Origin of the sequence: Stieleria tagensis, assembly GCF_024129865.1 — a bacterium.
GTDB classification, from domain to species: domain Bacteria; phylum Planctomycetota; class Planctomycetia; order Pirellulales; family Pirellulaceae; genus Stieleria; species Stieleria tagensis.
On the sequence record NZ_JAMYFE010000112.1, the window covers coordinates 71,085 to 85,406 of the forward strand.

The 14,322-nt window shown below is 55.6% G+C and carries 13 protein-coding genes and 1 tRNA gene; 12 read left to right on the forward strand and 2 right to left on the reverse strand.

Annotated features, from left to right (window positions below):
- The first annotated feature begins 75 nt into the window (after positions 1-75).
- From NHH03_RS24125 to NHH03_RS24140, 4 genes are read left to right on the forward strand one after another with little or no spacing between them, the layout of a single operon-like run.
- On the forward strand, positions 76-1,149 hold the full coding sequence (locus NHH03_RS24125) for a pyridoxal-phosphate-dependent aminotransferase family protein (protein ID WP_253160565.1): 1,074 nt from the start codon (positions 76-78) through the stop codon (positions 1,147-1,149).
- Complete coding sequence (locus tag NHH03_RS24130; protein WP_253160567.1) at positions 1,146-2,597, forward strand: FAD-binding oxidoreductase; 1,452 nt, start codon at positions 1,146-1,148, stop codon at positions 2,595-2,597. The genes NHH03_RS24125 and NHH03_RS24130 overlap by 4 nt, the downstream gene beginning before the upstream one ends.
- A complete protein-coding gene (locus NHH03_RS24135; RefSeq protein WP_253160569.1) occupies positions 2,590-3,735 on the forward strand; it encodes an FAD-binding protein in 1,146 nt (381 codons plus the stop codon). The genes NHH03_RS24130 and NHH03_RS24135 overlap by 8 nt, the downstream gene beginning before the upstream one ends.
- Positions 3,736-3,737: 2 nt before the next feature.
- Positions 3,738-5,021: a (Fe-S)-binding protein gene (locus NHH03_RS24140; RefSeq protein ID WP_253160571.1), complete on the forward strand. Its 1,284-nt coding sequence runs from the start codon at positions 3,738-3,740 to the stop codon at positions 5,019-5,021.
- Between the two features lie 63 nt (positions 5,022-5,084).
- Here NHH03_RS24140 and NHH03_RS24145 read toward each other — a convergent pair whose 3' ends face one another.
- Entirely contained in the window at positions 5,085-5,429 is a 345-nt protein-coding gene (locus NHH03_RS24145) for a hypothetical protein (RefSeq protein ID WP_253160573.1), read from the reverse strand.
- 465 nt (positions 5,430-5,894) lie between these two features.
- Here NHH03_RS24145 and rpsU point away from each other — a divergent pair, with 465 nt between their 5' ends.
- Positions 5,895-6,089, forward strand: a complete 195-nt coding sequence (rpsU, locus tag NHH03_RS24150; RefSeq protein WP_253160574.1) for a 30S ribosomal protein S21 — start codon at positions 5,895-5,897, stop codon at positions 6,087-6,089.
- 271 nt (positions 6,090-6,360) lie between these two features.
- A tRNA-Val gene (locus NHH03_RS24155) sits at positions 6,361-6,434 on the forward strand.
- A 236-nt stretch (positions 6,435-6,670) separates the two neighbouring features.
- On the opposite strand, the gene NHH03_RS24160 is transcribed toward NHH03_RS24155, so the two are convergent.
- Positions 6,671-7,012, reverse strand: coding sequence for a hypothetical protein (locus NHH03_RS24160; RefSeq protein ID WP_253160576.1), 342 nt, complete (start codon positions 7,010-7,012; stop codon positions 6,671-6,673).
- A gap of 699 nt (positions 7,013-7,711) precedes the next feature.
- Here NHH03_RS24160 and NHH03_RS24165 point away from each other — a divergent pair.
- The 6 genes from NHH03_RS24165 (at position 7,712) to NHH03_RS24185 (ending at position 14,092) form a co-directional block, all read left to right on the forward strand.
- The gene (locus NHH03_RS24165) at positions 7,712-8,605 is read left to right on the forward strand and encodes an Rpn family recombination-promoting nuclease/putative transposase (RefSeq protein WP_253160578.1); all 894 of its coding nucleotides are present in this window, start codon (positions 7,712-7,714) and stop codon (positions 8,603-8,605) included.
- A 42-nt stretch (positions 8,606-8,647) separates the two neighbouring features.
- On the forward strand, positions 8,648-9,541 hold the full coding sequence (locus NHH03_RS28455) for an RHS repeat domain-containing protein (protein WP_390895620.1): 894 nt from the start codon (positions 8,648-8,650) through the stop codon (positions 9,539-9,541).
- Between the two features lie 312 nt (positions 9,542-9,853).
- The gene (locus NHH03_RS24170; RefSeq protein WP_253160601.1) at positions 9,854-10,531 is read left to right on the forward strand and encodes a tyrosine-type recombinase/integrase; all 678 of its coding nucleotides are present in this window, start codon (positions 9,854-9,856) and stop codon (positions 10,529-10,531) included.
- 34 nt (positions 10,532-10,565) lie between these two features.
- A complete protein-coding gene (locus NHH03_RS24175) occupies positions 10,566-11,384 on the forward strand; it encodes an RHS repeat-associated core domain-containing protein (RefSeq protein WP_253160603.1) in 819 nt (272 codons plus the stop codon).
- Between the two features lie 850 nt (positions 11,385-12,234).
- Positions 12,235-12,735, forward strand: coding sequence for a hypothetical protein (locus tag NHH03_RS24180; RefSeq protein ID WP_253160605.1), 501 nt, complete (start codon positions 12,235-12,237; stop codon positions 12,733-12,735).
- Between the two features lie 754 nt (positions 12,736-13,489).
- Positions 13,490-14,092 (forward strand): PEP-CTERM sorting domain-containing protein, encoded by a 603-nt coding sequence (locus tag NHH03_RS24185; protein WP_253160606.1) that lies wholly within the window; start codon positions 13,490-13,492, stop codon positions 14,090-14,092.
- Positions 14,093-14,322: the final 230 nt, after the last annotated feature.

Below are 14,322 nucleotides of genomic sequence, written 5' to 3' on the forward strand. Positions count from 1 at the left end.
CTCACTCTTTCCCCACCAACACTCTCACGAACTTGCATCATGGTCGAAGCGCTTCATCCTCGTCAACGACTTCTCATGGGGCCAGGCCCTAGCACCGTGCCGGCTCGAATCCTGCAAGCGATTTCGGCGCCGACACTCGGTCACCTCGACCCCCAATACATCGGCTACATGGACGAGACCTGTGAAATGTTGCGCAAGGTCTTTCGCACCAGCAACGCGCTGACCTTTCCGGTCTCCGGGACGGGGATGGCCGGGATGGAAACGGTGCTGGTCAATTTGATCGAACCGGGTGATGAAGTGATCGTGATGATCAATGGCGTCTTTGGGGGGCGGATGAAAGACAACATGGAGCGCTGCGGGGCGACCGTGCACGCGGTGGAGATCCCCTGGGGGCAATCGTTTTCGTTTCAGCAATTTGCCGACGTGGTGGCGGCGCATCCGGCGGCGAAACTGTTGGCCGTCGTGCATGCCGAGACTTCGACCGGTGCTCTGCAGGATCTTTCGGGCCTGGGCGATCTACTGCACGACGCCGGGATGCTGTTTGTCGTCGATGCGGTCACCTCGCTGGCAGGCCACGATGTCCAGGTGGATCGCTGGGGGATCGATGCCATTTATTCTGGCACTCAGAAGTGTTTGTCCTGTCCGCCCGGATTGTCACCGGTCTCGTTCTCTCCCCGCGCCATCGAACGCATGGAGGCCCGTACCACGAAAACACGTAGTTGGTACTTGGATGTGTCGATGCTGAAGGACTATTACACCGGTGGCGGCGGTCGTGCGTACCATCACACCGCGCCGATCAATATGATCTATGCGCTGCGAGAATCACTCGCGATCGTGTTGGAAGAAGGGTTGGAGAAACGCATCGCGCGGCACCAGGCCATGCACGATCTGTTGAGGACTGGTTTGGAAGGCTTGGGGTTGTCCTACATCCCGGACCAGTCGCTGTGCACGTTAAACTGTGTTTCGGTGCCCGATGGAATCGACGAGGCTGCGATTCGAAAGCGATTGTTAGAACAATTTGACATTGAAATCGGCGGCGGATTGGGCGTGTTTGCCGGCAAAGCCTGGCGGATCGGTTTGATGGGGGAATCCGCAAACAAACGGAATGTGCTGACGTTGTTGGCGGCACTCAAAAATTGTTTGTCATGAACACGCCGACTGCTGATCTTCAATCGCTGTGCCATCGATTGCCACCAGGCCGCTTTCATGCCGATGCGGCGTATCAAGCCGCATTCGAATCGGATGGATTGACCGCGTTTCGCCAGCGACCGCTGGGCGTCGTGATTCCTGAATGCGAACAGGAAGTGATCGAAGTCATTCGCTGGTGTTATGAACAATCGGTCCCATTCGTCGCCCGCGGTAGCGGTACGAGTTTGTCAGGGGGATCGATGCCGGTTGCAGACGGAATTGTGATTTCGCTAAATCGATTGAACAAAATCATCCATGTGGATCCGGACAACCGAATCGCAGTCGTTCAACCCGGCGTCATCAACTTGCATGTCTCCGCGGCAGCGGCGCGGCATGGGCTGTATTACGCACCCGATCCATCGAGCCAGAAAATTTGTACGATCGGCGGCAACATCGCGTTCAACTCCGGTGGCGCCCATTGCTTGAAATATGGAATGACGTCGAACCACGTGATCGGGATGCGAGTGGTCACGGCGACAGGGGAAATTGTCAATCTGGGTGGCCCCACGTTGGAATCGATTGGACCCGATGGGACCGGATTGTTTTGTGGCAGCGAAGGGCTGTTCGGTGTGGCACTGGAAATCACCTTGCGACTGTTGCCCAAACCCGAATGTTTTCACACCGTGTTGGTCGGCTATCGATCGCTGCGCGCCGCCGGCGACGCGGTCTCGGCGGTGATCGATTCCGGTCTCCTGCCCGGCGCGATGGAAATCATGGAGTCATTGGCGATCCAGGCGGCCGAAGCAGCAACGGCCTGTGGCTATCCCGACGGTGCCGCGGCGGTCTTGATTGTTGAATTGGAAGGCCCGCGGGAAAAGATCGCAGCCGAACAGCAACAGCTCGACGCGGTGATCGCTGCAACCGATGCCTTTGAAACCGTTGTGGCCGCCGACGACCAACAGCGCGCTGCGATTTGGGCGGGGCGCAAGAGTGCCTTCTCTGCGGTCGGCAAACTCAGCCCCGACTTTTTGGTCCAAGACGGCGTGGTCCCTCGCAAACGGTTGGGCGAAGCTCTGGAGCGGATCGAAAAACTCTCACTGGCGTCTGGATTGCGAGTCGCAAACGTCTTTCATGCCGGTGACGGCAATCTGCATCCGCTGATCCTGTTTGATGATTCGATCGCCGGACAACTTCAGCAAGCCGAGGCACTGGCCGGAAAAATTTTGATGATGTGTGTGGAAATGGGCGGCTCGATCACCGGGGAACATGGTGTTGGAATCGAAAAACGAGATTACCTGCCGGAGATGTACGACGTGTCAACGATCGAATTAATGCATCGCTTGCGCGCCGCGTTCGACCCCAAAACCATCGCCAATCCCGGCAAGATGTTTCCTGGCGCAGACGCCCCGGCACTGTTGACCCATGGCTTGCATCCGCTGGAAAAAGCGGGGGTGATCAGTCGTGAGTGAAATCGAATCCAATCCATCAGCGGCCAACGCTGCCAACCCGGTCTGTCCCGATTCCATCGACCAAGTTCGCCAATTGATTCTTGATTCGGAATCTGTCTTGATGGTCGGCAACCGCAGCAAGCCGACGCTTTCCGCGGTCACCGCCGAAACCACTCTGGTCAGCAGCCGATCGCTGTCGGGGATCGTCGAATACGAACCGTCGGAGTTCACGTTCACGGCAATGGCCGGAACGACGCTCAATGAGATCAATGACACGCTTCGGGACAAACGCCAGTACATGCCGTTTGATCCGCTCTTGGCTGACCACAACGCAACGATTGGTGGGACATTGGCCGCTGGGATCAGTGGTCCCGGACGTCATCGCTACGGGGGCGTTCGCGATTTTGTTTTGGGGGCACAGTTCGTTGCCGGTGACGGCCAACTGATTCAATCCGGTGGCAAGGTGGTCAAGAATGCTGCGGGATTCGATATCCCCAAATTGCTGGTGGGAAGCTGCGGCCGATTCGGCGCCATCACGCAATTGACGTTCAAGGTGTTTCCGCGGCCGCAGGGCATCCAAACCTATCAAGTCCGTTGTTCAGATCATGCCATGGCGGCGACGGTGATCGCTGCAGCGGCACGCGGCCGCTGGGAACTTGATGCGATCGATTACTCCGCCAAGACGCGAATGGTGTGGTTGCGGATCAGCGGTGCCGCCGAAATCAGCCAAGCGATTGCCGATGACATGCAACGCGTGGGCGTTGCGGATTCCCTGACACGAGTCGATTCGGACCAGGCCGCATTGATTTGGCAGCAACTTGGATCGTTTGAATTTGGCCCCGAACTGGACTGTGTTGCAAAAGTGCCCACGACGCTGAGACAGATGATCGGGTTGGCCGATTGGTGCGACACTTCCAAACACGCTGCAGTGCTGCATAACAGTGTCGCCGGCGCGATCAGTTGGATTGCGTTGTCGCAGCACGACCTCGATGATTTTGATACCTATTTGCGTGAGACCGAAGTGACCGGCCAACTGATGCGCGGGCCGCGTGCTCCTGATGGACGTTTGGTGATCGGCAACCGGGGAATCAATCACATTGAATCGGCGATCAAACATGCGATGGACCCGGTTGGCCGTTTTCCGATTTTTGAGCGATAGAAATGCGTCACGAAATCAAACCGCAACAGCACGGGCCACTGGGGCAGTCGATGGCCGATGCCGTCAGCACCTGTGTGCATTGTGGATTCTGTTTGTCGGCCTGCCCGACCTATCACGAACTGGGACGCGAGACCGATTCGCCGCGTGGGCGAATCGTGTTGATGAAAGAAGTCTTGGAGGGGGCGTTGCCGCTGGAAACCGCGGCACCGCATCTTGATGCCTGTTTGGGATGTGTGTCCTGTGTACCGGCCTGTCCTTCGGAAGTGGCCTATGGCGATCTGATCAGTTCGTTTCGGGCGACTCAAGAACCAGCACGCAAACGGGGGCTGGGCGACCGCTTCAAACGGACTTTGGCGCAGTGGACATTGCCCTATCCAAGTCGATTTCGAATGGCGGCTTTCACCGGCCGATTGGTCAAACCACTCGCTGGGCTGATGCCCGCGCCGATTCGTGTGATGTTGGACCTGTTGCCGGCCAAACTCCCCGCCGCACAACCGCTGCGTGAACTTTACCAGGCAAAAGGCACACGCCGCGGACGCGTCGCGCTACTGGCGGGTTGTGCGCAAACGGTGCTCGATCCCGATATCAACCTGGCAACCATCGATGTGCTCAATCGCAACGGGATCGATGTGATCGTCCCCCGCTCGCAATCCTGTTGTGGGGCGCTCTCGTGGCACGTCGGCAATTTGAACCAGGCACGTCGCTTCGCCAAACTCAATTTGGATGCGTTTCCGGCGGATGTCGATGCGATCGTCACCAACGCCGCGGGATGTGGTAGCGGGATGCACGAATATGGGTTGATGTTAAAAGGCACCGCCGACCAGCAGCGGGCTGCCGAATTTTCCCGGCGGGTCTGTGACGTCAGCGTCTATCTGAGCCGGCTGGGTGATCTGCAGCCGCTACCGCCACAGACCAACGGCGGCAGTGCCCAGAATCTGCGGGTCGCCTATCACGATGCTTGCCATTTGTCCAACGCGCAAGGCGTGCGTCGCGAACCGAGACAATTGCTGCAACTGATTCCCGGATTGGAATTGATTGAAATCGCCGAGGGGCATCTGTGTTGTGGCTCGGCGGGTTCCTACAACATCGACCAGCCCGAAATCGCGGGTTCATTAGGCCGGCAAAAAGCGGCCGCTGTGATTGCGTCCGGCGCCGATGTGGTTGCGATGGGAAATATTGGCTGTCTAACGCAGATCGAAAATCATTTGCGAGCGGCCGGTTCAACGATCCGCGTGCGACACACGATGCAAGTGCTGCGAGACGCCTATCAAGCCGACCAGCAATGACGTCTCGCGGCCGAGAACAACACAGGGTTAGAGCTGCCTCGATCGCAACTGCGAGTGCGATCACTACGCCCAGTCTTCGACGTTGTCGCGGGTCTCGGCAGCGCTCTCGGTGTCGCATAGGGCAGTCTGCTGATCGTCCAGATCGGGATCCGACGCCTCCTGCAGAAGTGCCGCAACACGTGCAAAGTTGATCGGGGTGTTGTCTTCGACGTGGTCCGCGAGTTCCGCGTCGGCGTCCCCTTCGACTTTTTGCGGTTCGAGTCCTTTCAGCACTTCGTCCAATTTGGCGTCCAGATCGTCCAGTTGGCTGAGAACGTCGTCTTGGCGACGCTCTAACTCTTCGAGCAATCCGCCGGGTTCTCGGTCAGCGGTGGATTGAGCGTCAAAATGGGGTGCTGGGACAGCCATCGGCAGTGATCTGGCGGATTGGTCGATGTGGCGGATGCACAGGGTTTGATGCGAGTCGAATCATTCGCTCGCACCGTTGGCATCGGACCGTCCAGCCATCGGAAGTGTGCCCGGTTCCGAACAAACCAGTTGCCTAAAGCGGGTTGGGATTGACGGTTATGCCGTTTGTGCGGAAACCGCTGTGCCAAGGGTGTAAATCCAGCACCCAACGGCAATGCAGGGGGACGATCGACTGCGATTCATGCAAAAACCCGGCAAAAACTGCCTGAACCGAAAAGGATGGCCGTTGCGGGACTGGCATGCCGATCGTTACACTCCCGCGTCTCTCGCCGCACCTCGGCCGGTTGTTTCCGTTGTCAGACCTGATAATGGCTGCATGCCGCTGCCACGCTCTGGGGGTGCGGACTGAGAAATAAGCGATTTCATTCAATAAACAGAGGATTCAGCGATGCAATTGGAGAAACAATGGTCAAGTTGATGGTCCGTGACAGCGAAACGATTCAAGAGGCAGTCCGAAGATTCCGAAAGTTGGTAGAACGCAGCGGAATTAAAAAAGAAATGCGACGCCGCGAGCACTACCAAAAACCGAGTGAAATTCGTCGTCGCCAAAAGATTCAGGCCGAACGACGCAACAAGCGAGCTCGTTTGTTAGGCCGCTGATGAAGCGAGACAAGAATACACCGCCGCAGCTGACAGAGGCATGAAAGCCGTCGGCAACCGGGCAGCTGGTTTTGACCGGACCGGATGTGGCAGACGATGTTTGCAGCGCCCTTGTGCTTGCAAAGCAACGTGATAGAGCAGTGATTGAACAGAATCGAGGACGCATTCCCACCGCGTCCTCCAACCGATGCGACGCACAGGCAGTGTTCACTGAGAACCGCGCCGAAGCACCCTCCGCTCAGCGGACGAGTTGAGAATTGCATCCCACATCGGGCGTTTGGCTCAGTTGGTTAGAGCACCTCGTTTACACCGAGGGGGTCGGGGGTTCGAGTCCCTCAACGCCCACTTCTTAAACCCTTGTTTCTAAAGGGTTTACGTCACCAAGGCTTGCCGCCCTTGGGTGCCCAAAGGTTTTGCCACCGGAAAATGTCCCTGAACGGGGTGGCAACTCCAGAAGACCTTCTTGAAAAGGTGTTCGTTTGCCCCGGCGTCTTACGAAGTCATACAAAAAGCCCCGCCAGGAGTGACGGGGCATTTGTCATTTATTGCGATTGCCTTGAGTGGTCCTAAATCCAACCGGATCAGTCCTTGACTCTGAATCGCTCAACCAAGTCCACAATCTTGTCATGATTCTTCTGGGTTGTTGAGATGATCAGTGACAGGTTTTGGGGATACGGTGCCATCGTCGAACTTCCCCCTTTCGCCTCCCAGTCCGACGGCGAAATTGTTTGCTGAATGAACGTCATCAGCAAATCGAAGGAAACGCCCTTCGTTGGTCTGTAAATCGGAAGGTCTGCAACTTTGTAGACCTTCGTTGCAATTATTGGGTTGGCTTCTTGTGACTCTTCCGCACCAACACCAGCCGCCAGGAAACTCGCTAGAACGATTGCCACAAGGCACACAGCAACAGAAATCTTTCGCATTGATCAGTCCTTTGGGTTTTGAGTTGCATCGGCAGAAAGGACCGTACTAAATCCCAAGCAGCCGTGAAACATCAGTAAATGAAAAAGGGTCAGGAGCCGATTTGGCAGTTTGGATAAGAAGGCTCTTCCGGTGCAGCCGACTCTCCCAGCTCATACGAATCCAACAGAGTGATCATCCAGCCCACGATCGCCCGCGACGCCCAACGCCACCACCCCCGTAGCTGGGCCGGCCACGGTTCAGATTTCGCCGCACTCCGGAGCGACTAAACCCTGGCGGGATCTGCTACGACGATCGTGCCCATCCGCAGTTCACCTAGGTCGGTCGTGTGTGACGCGCTGCTTGAATCCGCGTCTGGTCCGCTGACGCGATGGTTCGGTGTTTTGTTGGGTTGATCTTTCGCCAGTTGAGTTCGGCTCGCGCAGACAGGAAGCGCAACGTTTGATTAGGCAGCCATCTTCAAAGAGTTCGTTAGCATGGAATCAACTCCGCCTTGAGAGGTCGACGCGGCGATCCGTCTTCCGCTGAAGGAAAGCGTCACCGTTCCTTTTGTTTTTGCAATCGATGACCCAACGGATTTGGGCACATCAGATGGTGTCTCGTGACGTGATCGAACTCCACATGCCCAAGTCGACAGATGATCGATTGACACGATAAACTGCTGGTTGCTTATCATCCCTTACCCATGTTGCAGACCGTTCATGGCCCTCGGAATCGACCCGACCGTCGACTACGCATTCAAACTGCTGCTCGGGAGCCCTGAGCATCCCGCGATCACGCTGCACTTTTTGAACGCGATTCTTGGTGATGAGATCCATATCGTCGAAGTCGAGATTCTCAATCCGATCCTGGGCAAAGAGGACGATCTCGACAAGCTGTCGATTCTGGATGTGTCGGCGCGCGATTCGGCGGGCCGTCTATACGACATTGAAATGCAAACGACGCTTCCCGCGGGTCTTTCGCAGCGATTGGCGTACTACACCGCGTCACTCTACATCAGCCAAATCGGCGAAGGCGACGATTACACGCTATTGCGGCCGGCCATCAGCATCTGCGTTCTTGACGCAATTCTCTTTCGGGAATCAGCCCAAATCCACAGCGATTTTCGGCTCCGAAGTCGCGACGGCGGCCTGAAATTGACCGATGGGCTGCAAATTCACCTTCTTGAGTTGCCAAAGTACACGGTGCCGAGCGATAATCGAGTGATTACCGACCCCGTCGACGCGTGGTGTCACTTCTTCCGCCGAGCCGAAACGATGACGGCCGAAGAGATCAAGCAGCGATTCAACTCTCCCGCCTTTAGCGAAGCCGCCGAGGTCCTCGACATGATCCAACGAACGCCGCAGCAACGCAGCCAATACGAACTCCGCTTGAAAGCCCAACGCGATGAACGGGCAAGGATGCAGTTCGCGGTCGAGCAGGCGCGGAAAGAAGGCAAAGCAGAAGGCGAAGCTGTTGGTGAAGCCCGATGCCGGATTAAAATCCTTCACGAGCTTCTGAGCCGAGAGCAAACGTCCGTTGAAAATCTCTCGCTAGACGAGTTGGCAACATTGGAAAAGGACCTGCAACGCCAGCTTCGCGACCGGGGTGTTTGACGCGATCACTTTCGCATCGATTCTACGAATCACAGGCGTGTCATGACTGTGCTTTCGCCACCCCACGCCTACGGACGAGTCGCTTCCGTGCGTCAGCGAGCGTCTCGGAAGAGTGCGGCTACGATTTCACAACGAGATCGCAGGTGCACGTCGTCCCGTCTAAGACGGTGTTCGCCCCGCGAAACCCGCCAGAAATGTGAGGCGTCATCCGCCGCCCCCGTGCGTTGCTACGTTAGAGGCCAACACTACAGTGTTACCGCGCTGACGGATTCGTCAGCGGTGATCAAGGAGCGGTACGCTTACGATGCCTATGGCGGACTGTCGGTGTTTGATGGTAGCGGCACTGCACGTACGACGGCAGCCGAAGGCAATCGGTACACGTATACCGGCAGGGAGTGGGACGAAAAGCTAGCGCTCTATCACTATCGGGCTCGAATGTATGATCCGATCTGTGGGCGGTTTTGCTCCAGAGATCCGATCGGATTTGAGGGAAGCGAATGGAATCTATATGAATCCGTTGAGTCGAACCCAATTGATGGTCGCGATCCGCTTGGAATGACCCGAGAGTGCGACGCTAAGGAGAATCGACGGTTATGTTACATGTGCTGTAAAATGAAACATGGAGGACGCAGCGGAAGTCATATGAGAGGCTGCAAAAATAGCTGCAACGCGCGTCACCCGCCAATGCCGCCTCTTGTCCCGCCGGCGTCACCTCTACCTGGTCCGTATGCTGATGGAATCGTTACTTGCACACGATATCCTGGGAACGCGAACCAATTCCTCTGTTTTCCGCGATGCGGCAAGGACTATTCACTCGACTACGGCCTCTACATCATCGAGGGCACGAATTGCAGATTGTTTACAGCCTTCACATGCAAGGAATTTATAGAAGGCTACGATTTGGGTGGAGGCTCTTTGGATCAACCTTTTGCGTGAGCAAGTAGTGATGACCATTTGGATTTCAGGCATATTTGCGGGAGTGGCTTTGGTTTCGCTGTTGCTCTCGACTTTCATCTTAGTTATCAGGTACGGGAGCGTAGTAGCGAAAGATGATGTCGGTCTGGACCAGATCGGTGGACTTCTCTTTTTGTTGTTTCTTGTGTCGACAGTTTTTGCGTTTATGGCTTCTTAGAGACAGGTCGAAGCTCTGCCTATCGACGTTCGCTGTACTACCGCAGCAACGAGCGCAACAGTACGCCGCTGAGATTCTGCACACAGCGGTCGTGTCTCTCGACCGTCGCGCATTGGTTGGCCTGGTTAACCGAACAAGGCTGGCTTGCTGTCGACCCCGGCAAATCGATCGAACTACCGAAAGAAGAACAGCGTCTTCCGTCGGCACACCTGACGATCGACGAAGTGGAAACGCTCTTGAGCAGTGTCGATCTTAGCACGGCGGCTGGACTACGAGACCGTTCGATCTTGGAACTGTTTTACGCCACCGGGATGCGTCGCGCGGAGTTGATTGCGCTACGGTTGGACGACATCAATCACGAGTCGGGACTGGCGATGATCCGCCAAGGCAAAGGACGTAAGGACCGCGTGGTTCCGACCGGCCAGCGGGCGCTCGAGTGGTTAAACAAATACATCCACGACGGACGCCCGAACTTGTTGGACGACGACACCCAAACGATCTTTCTGACATCACGAGGCAACGCGTTCCATCCGGTTACCCTGTCGCAACTGGTGAAGACCTACTTAACCGCCGCGGGAATCAGCAAGCCCGGCAGTTGCCACATGCTGCGTCACACGACAGCGACGTTGATGCTCGAAGGCGGTGCTGACTTGCGTTCGATTCAGTCACTGCTGGGACATGCGAGCTTGAACACGACTCAAATTTACACGCACGTGTCGATCAAACGCTTACAAGAAGTCCACGACAGGACGCATCCCGGCGCAAAAGACCGCAAACCGCCGGAAAACGAATAACTTCTTCATCATCCCAGTTGGCTACAATAGCGGGATGCTCTGCCAGCCATCATCCCGCCGCCGACCATTTACCCCCAGTCTCGCGCGCACCCGCGCGGGAGCTGGAATATCGTACGTCGTTTCAAAACGCAATCCTCGCTGCAGATCCCGCCCAGCATCCCGTCGCACGCCCGGCAAAACCCGCTCTGAAAGTGACGAGTCGCCCACAAAGCTTGCCCCTGGCTACGTTAGCAACCAACAGTACAGTGTCAACGCACTGACCGATTCGTCTGGGACGATCAAAGAACGCTACGCGTATGATGCGTACGGCAATCTTTCGATCTTCGATGGCAGCGGCGCCGCACGCACGTCAACCGCCGAAGGTAATCGTTACACCTATACCGGACGCGAATGGGACAAGGATCTTGATCTCTATCACTATCGGGCCAGGATGTACGACGCGACTGCCGGGCGGTTCTGCTCCAGAGACCCTATCGGGTTTGATGATGGGCCAAATCTATTTGCGTATGTCCACAATCGCCCTATCAGCTTTGTTGATCCGAGAGGGCTTTATTCCACACCGGGTTATGGCCATTTCTGTGGGCCAAGAAACGGTGAGGAATGGGACGGAGTCACAGAATTGGATTGCATCGACAAAGCGTGCAAGTGGCACGATGAGTGCATCGGCCCTCTCGGCACACAATATCCATGCCGAATTACCTATTGTGACCAAAGTCTGAGTATCAACGCCTACTACTGCGCCATCTATGGATGCAATACCGCAGCGTGTCGTGCTGCGGCATTGGTTATCGCACCTTGGATGGACATCCAAGGTGGCGGAACTTTGCCAATTGGTTGGCCGTTTTTCAAATAGGACCATCCAATGAAACTGACGTTAGTCCAGCGGGGTGGCTTGCTCGCGATGTTGGTTGCGGTAAATTTGTTCTTGTTGGCAACTGCAGGAATGACGTTTCAACTCCACTGGTTGCTTGTATGCGGCATATCGGCGACTGGCGCCCTTTTTGGTGTGGCTCGGTCGACGGACGAACGTATTGTAGGCTCGCTGATAGGCAGTGCAGTGGCGATTTTCGTTGTACTAGGGTTGATCATGTCTGCCTTCGGGCGGATGTTCACTTCCTAATCCACAAACCGTCAGACAGGGTCAGTAGACGTTGATTGACGGTTTTTCTTTGCGCCCGCTTCCAAACAGATCGTGCTGGTCTACTTGGTTGCCAGGTCTGCCCAGTGTGACTTGGGTAACGATAGCGTTTTCACTCTCTTGGCCGCTTCGATTTCAGTCGAAGCGAGTGCGTTTGGCGACGTGGCGATGAAAAAGGGTCAGGAGCCGATTTGGCGATGAAAAAGGGTCAGGAGCCGATTTGGCAGTTTGGATAAGAAGGCTCTTTCGGTGCAGCTGACTCGGCATGCCCCACTACTTTCGGCGGTCGCAGGTTCGGCACTCCGATCGCGTCGAATTTCTGCAGCCTGATCTGCCAATGCACTAAGAATGCAGTTTACCTAGCATTCCATAAATGCTCCTGCCCCTTTTTCACTCCTGTGTCCCAAGCCGATCTGGATCGAGCGGGTACGGGTTCTGGCCGATGTCTGGTTGCATCACGTCGCCGAATTGTTGGCAGGCTCGCGATCATCACGAAACAAAGCCAAGAAGCGGAGGTTTAACCCTGGGAGCATCGTTCTATGTACAATTTCCTATTCGATCCATTGTGCAACTTTTAGAGGGTATGCAAATGTCTACGCAAAAGAATCTCGAACAACGTATGTCGCATCTTGAAAAGGAAGTTCGAATTTGGCGCCGCCTAGGGCTAGGAGGGCTGGTGTGTGCTGTCCTTGTCTCCACAGTTGCGGCAACCCAGAATCCAGAAACGCCAAGTGTAGTTCGTGCCAAAGAATTTCAGTTGATCGGCAGTGATGGAACGGTCAAAGGAGCCTTCAAAACGCTTGGGCCAGACAATGTCCAACTCCGAATGAATGGTGCAACGTCAGAGATTGCGTTGGTCGCGAACGATCAACGGGCAACACTTAATCTTAGCAACGATAACAGAATCAATTCCGCAGTCATCGAGGCGTATGCGAAAGGCGGATCGATGGGCTTGTCACGAACCACTGAAAAAGGGCGTTCTGGCGTACACGTCAACGGCGGTAGCGAAGACTCATTCGTAAAGATTGAACCAATGGGCGGTCCTCAGGTTCGCATTCCCGAGTGAACTGTGAGTCGATCTTGGGCAGCATGATCGGCAATAATTCGTCCAGTGCGTCCACGTCCGTTTGGCAATCGTCCAGCAACGTCAGCAACTCGGCAGCGCTATAGATCCGCCTCGGATCGCCAAATCACGCATCGCGGTTTTCTCGGTCGCGTCCATCGAGTCACACCCGTGGAACGCCAGACATCCGAGCAGCCCAGAACCGGCTGGCGGTTTAGAGCCGTTCAGTATGTGTCTAAATTCGCACCACAGATCCAAAACACGCGACGGTAACCGCCATCCTAAGGAGCGAAAACAATTCCACTCGGCCGATGAGAAGTAGGCAACGAACAGCGCGTCCGATCCCACGTCAAAGGGTGGTCGATCCGTCTTGTTGATTTCATCGAATCCGATTCGGTCGCCACATCATTGCCACCGTTGGCAAACAGTTCTTGCGGTTCCGCTTCCGGATGGAGATGGCAGTCCAAAAGGGAGCCACCGTGGTAGCCAAAAACGGATCCAGGTGGTTTGAGGGGGTGGTGGCTTGGGGGGGCGGTGTGATGAGCTATTCCGCTGTGGAATTTCGCTCAACTCTGAGTCGTGGAACGTCAGTCACTTCATTGGCGTTATTGGCGTTGGGAAGAAGTGGATTATTCCGTATTTGCACATTTTTCCGTTGTGAATGGTTGCACCGGTTTGGCGTCCATCTAATCTCGCGGGTGGCATTCACGCGTTTTCTGCGTGGAGTTCCTAGGTGCAGCAACGGTGGACGGGGAAAATGCTTGGTATGAGCAGAATTCGATTCTTATTGGCGGGCGCTGCGCTATTGGTCACGACCGCGGGGCAGGTGCAGGCTGGGATTATCCAGTACACCATCTCGGTGAATGTGACCGCTGCTGACGGGGCGCCAGGAACCTTCGTGCAGTGGGATTTTAGCAGCATACCTTCCGTCTTTACTGGGACTTTTGAGGCTGACGATACTGTTACCGGATCGATTAGTCATTTCGAACTTACAGTCGGTGGGATTGATATCGCCACGAGTCACCCAGACACCTTGGGATCGGGCAACAATCTTTTTGATCCAAGTTCGCTCCTTCTCGATTGGGGCGGCTACAACACGTTTGGGGATTCATTTGTCGGTTTTGGTGATCTAGCAGATCCGACTTTACCAACCTCGTCCCCTGCCAATTACGTGGGGGCTATCGAAGCGACCGATTTGTTTCCCGATGACCCGTTCTATCAATACGCGCAAAATTGGGTTGGCACGTATTCAATTGTTCCGAGTGCCTCGGCAGTTCCCGAACCATCTTCGTTCGCCATCTTCAGCGGATTGGGATTGGTTGCTTGTCGGATCCGTCGCCGACAACGAGGCTCGCGTTAGACGCCGAGTCAATTCAAGTTCTACAGGTAGCTTGCTCGGCAGTGGCTACTGCAGTCGCTACCAAGGGCGAGCATGTCGCGGTTTGAAAATTTGGGCGAAGGTACTATGCCAGCGACCAGAACGACGACAGGAGGTTGTTGCAATCTTCGCGGTTGATGACTCGATCGGAGTCTTGAATCTGGTTGGTGCCTCTTTACGTCAGCGGCGTGATACAACTGAGCCCAGGGTCA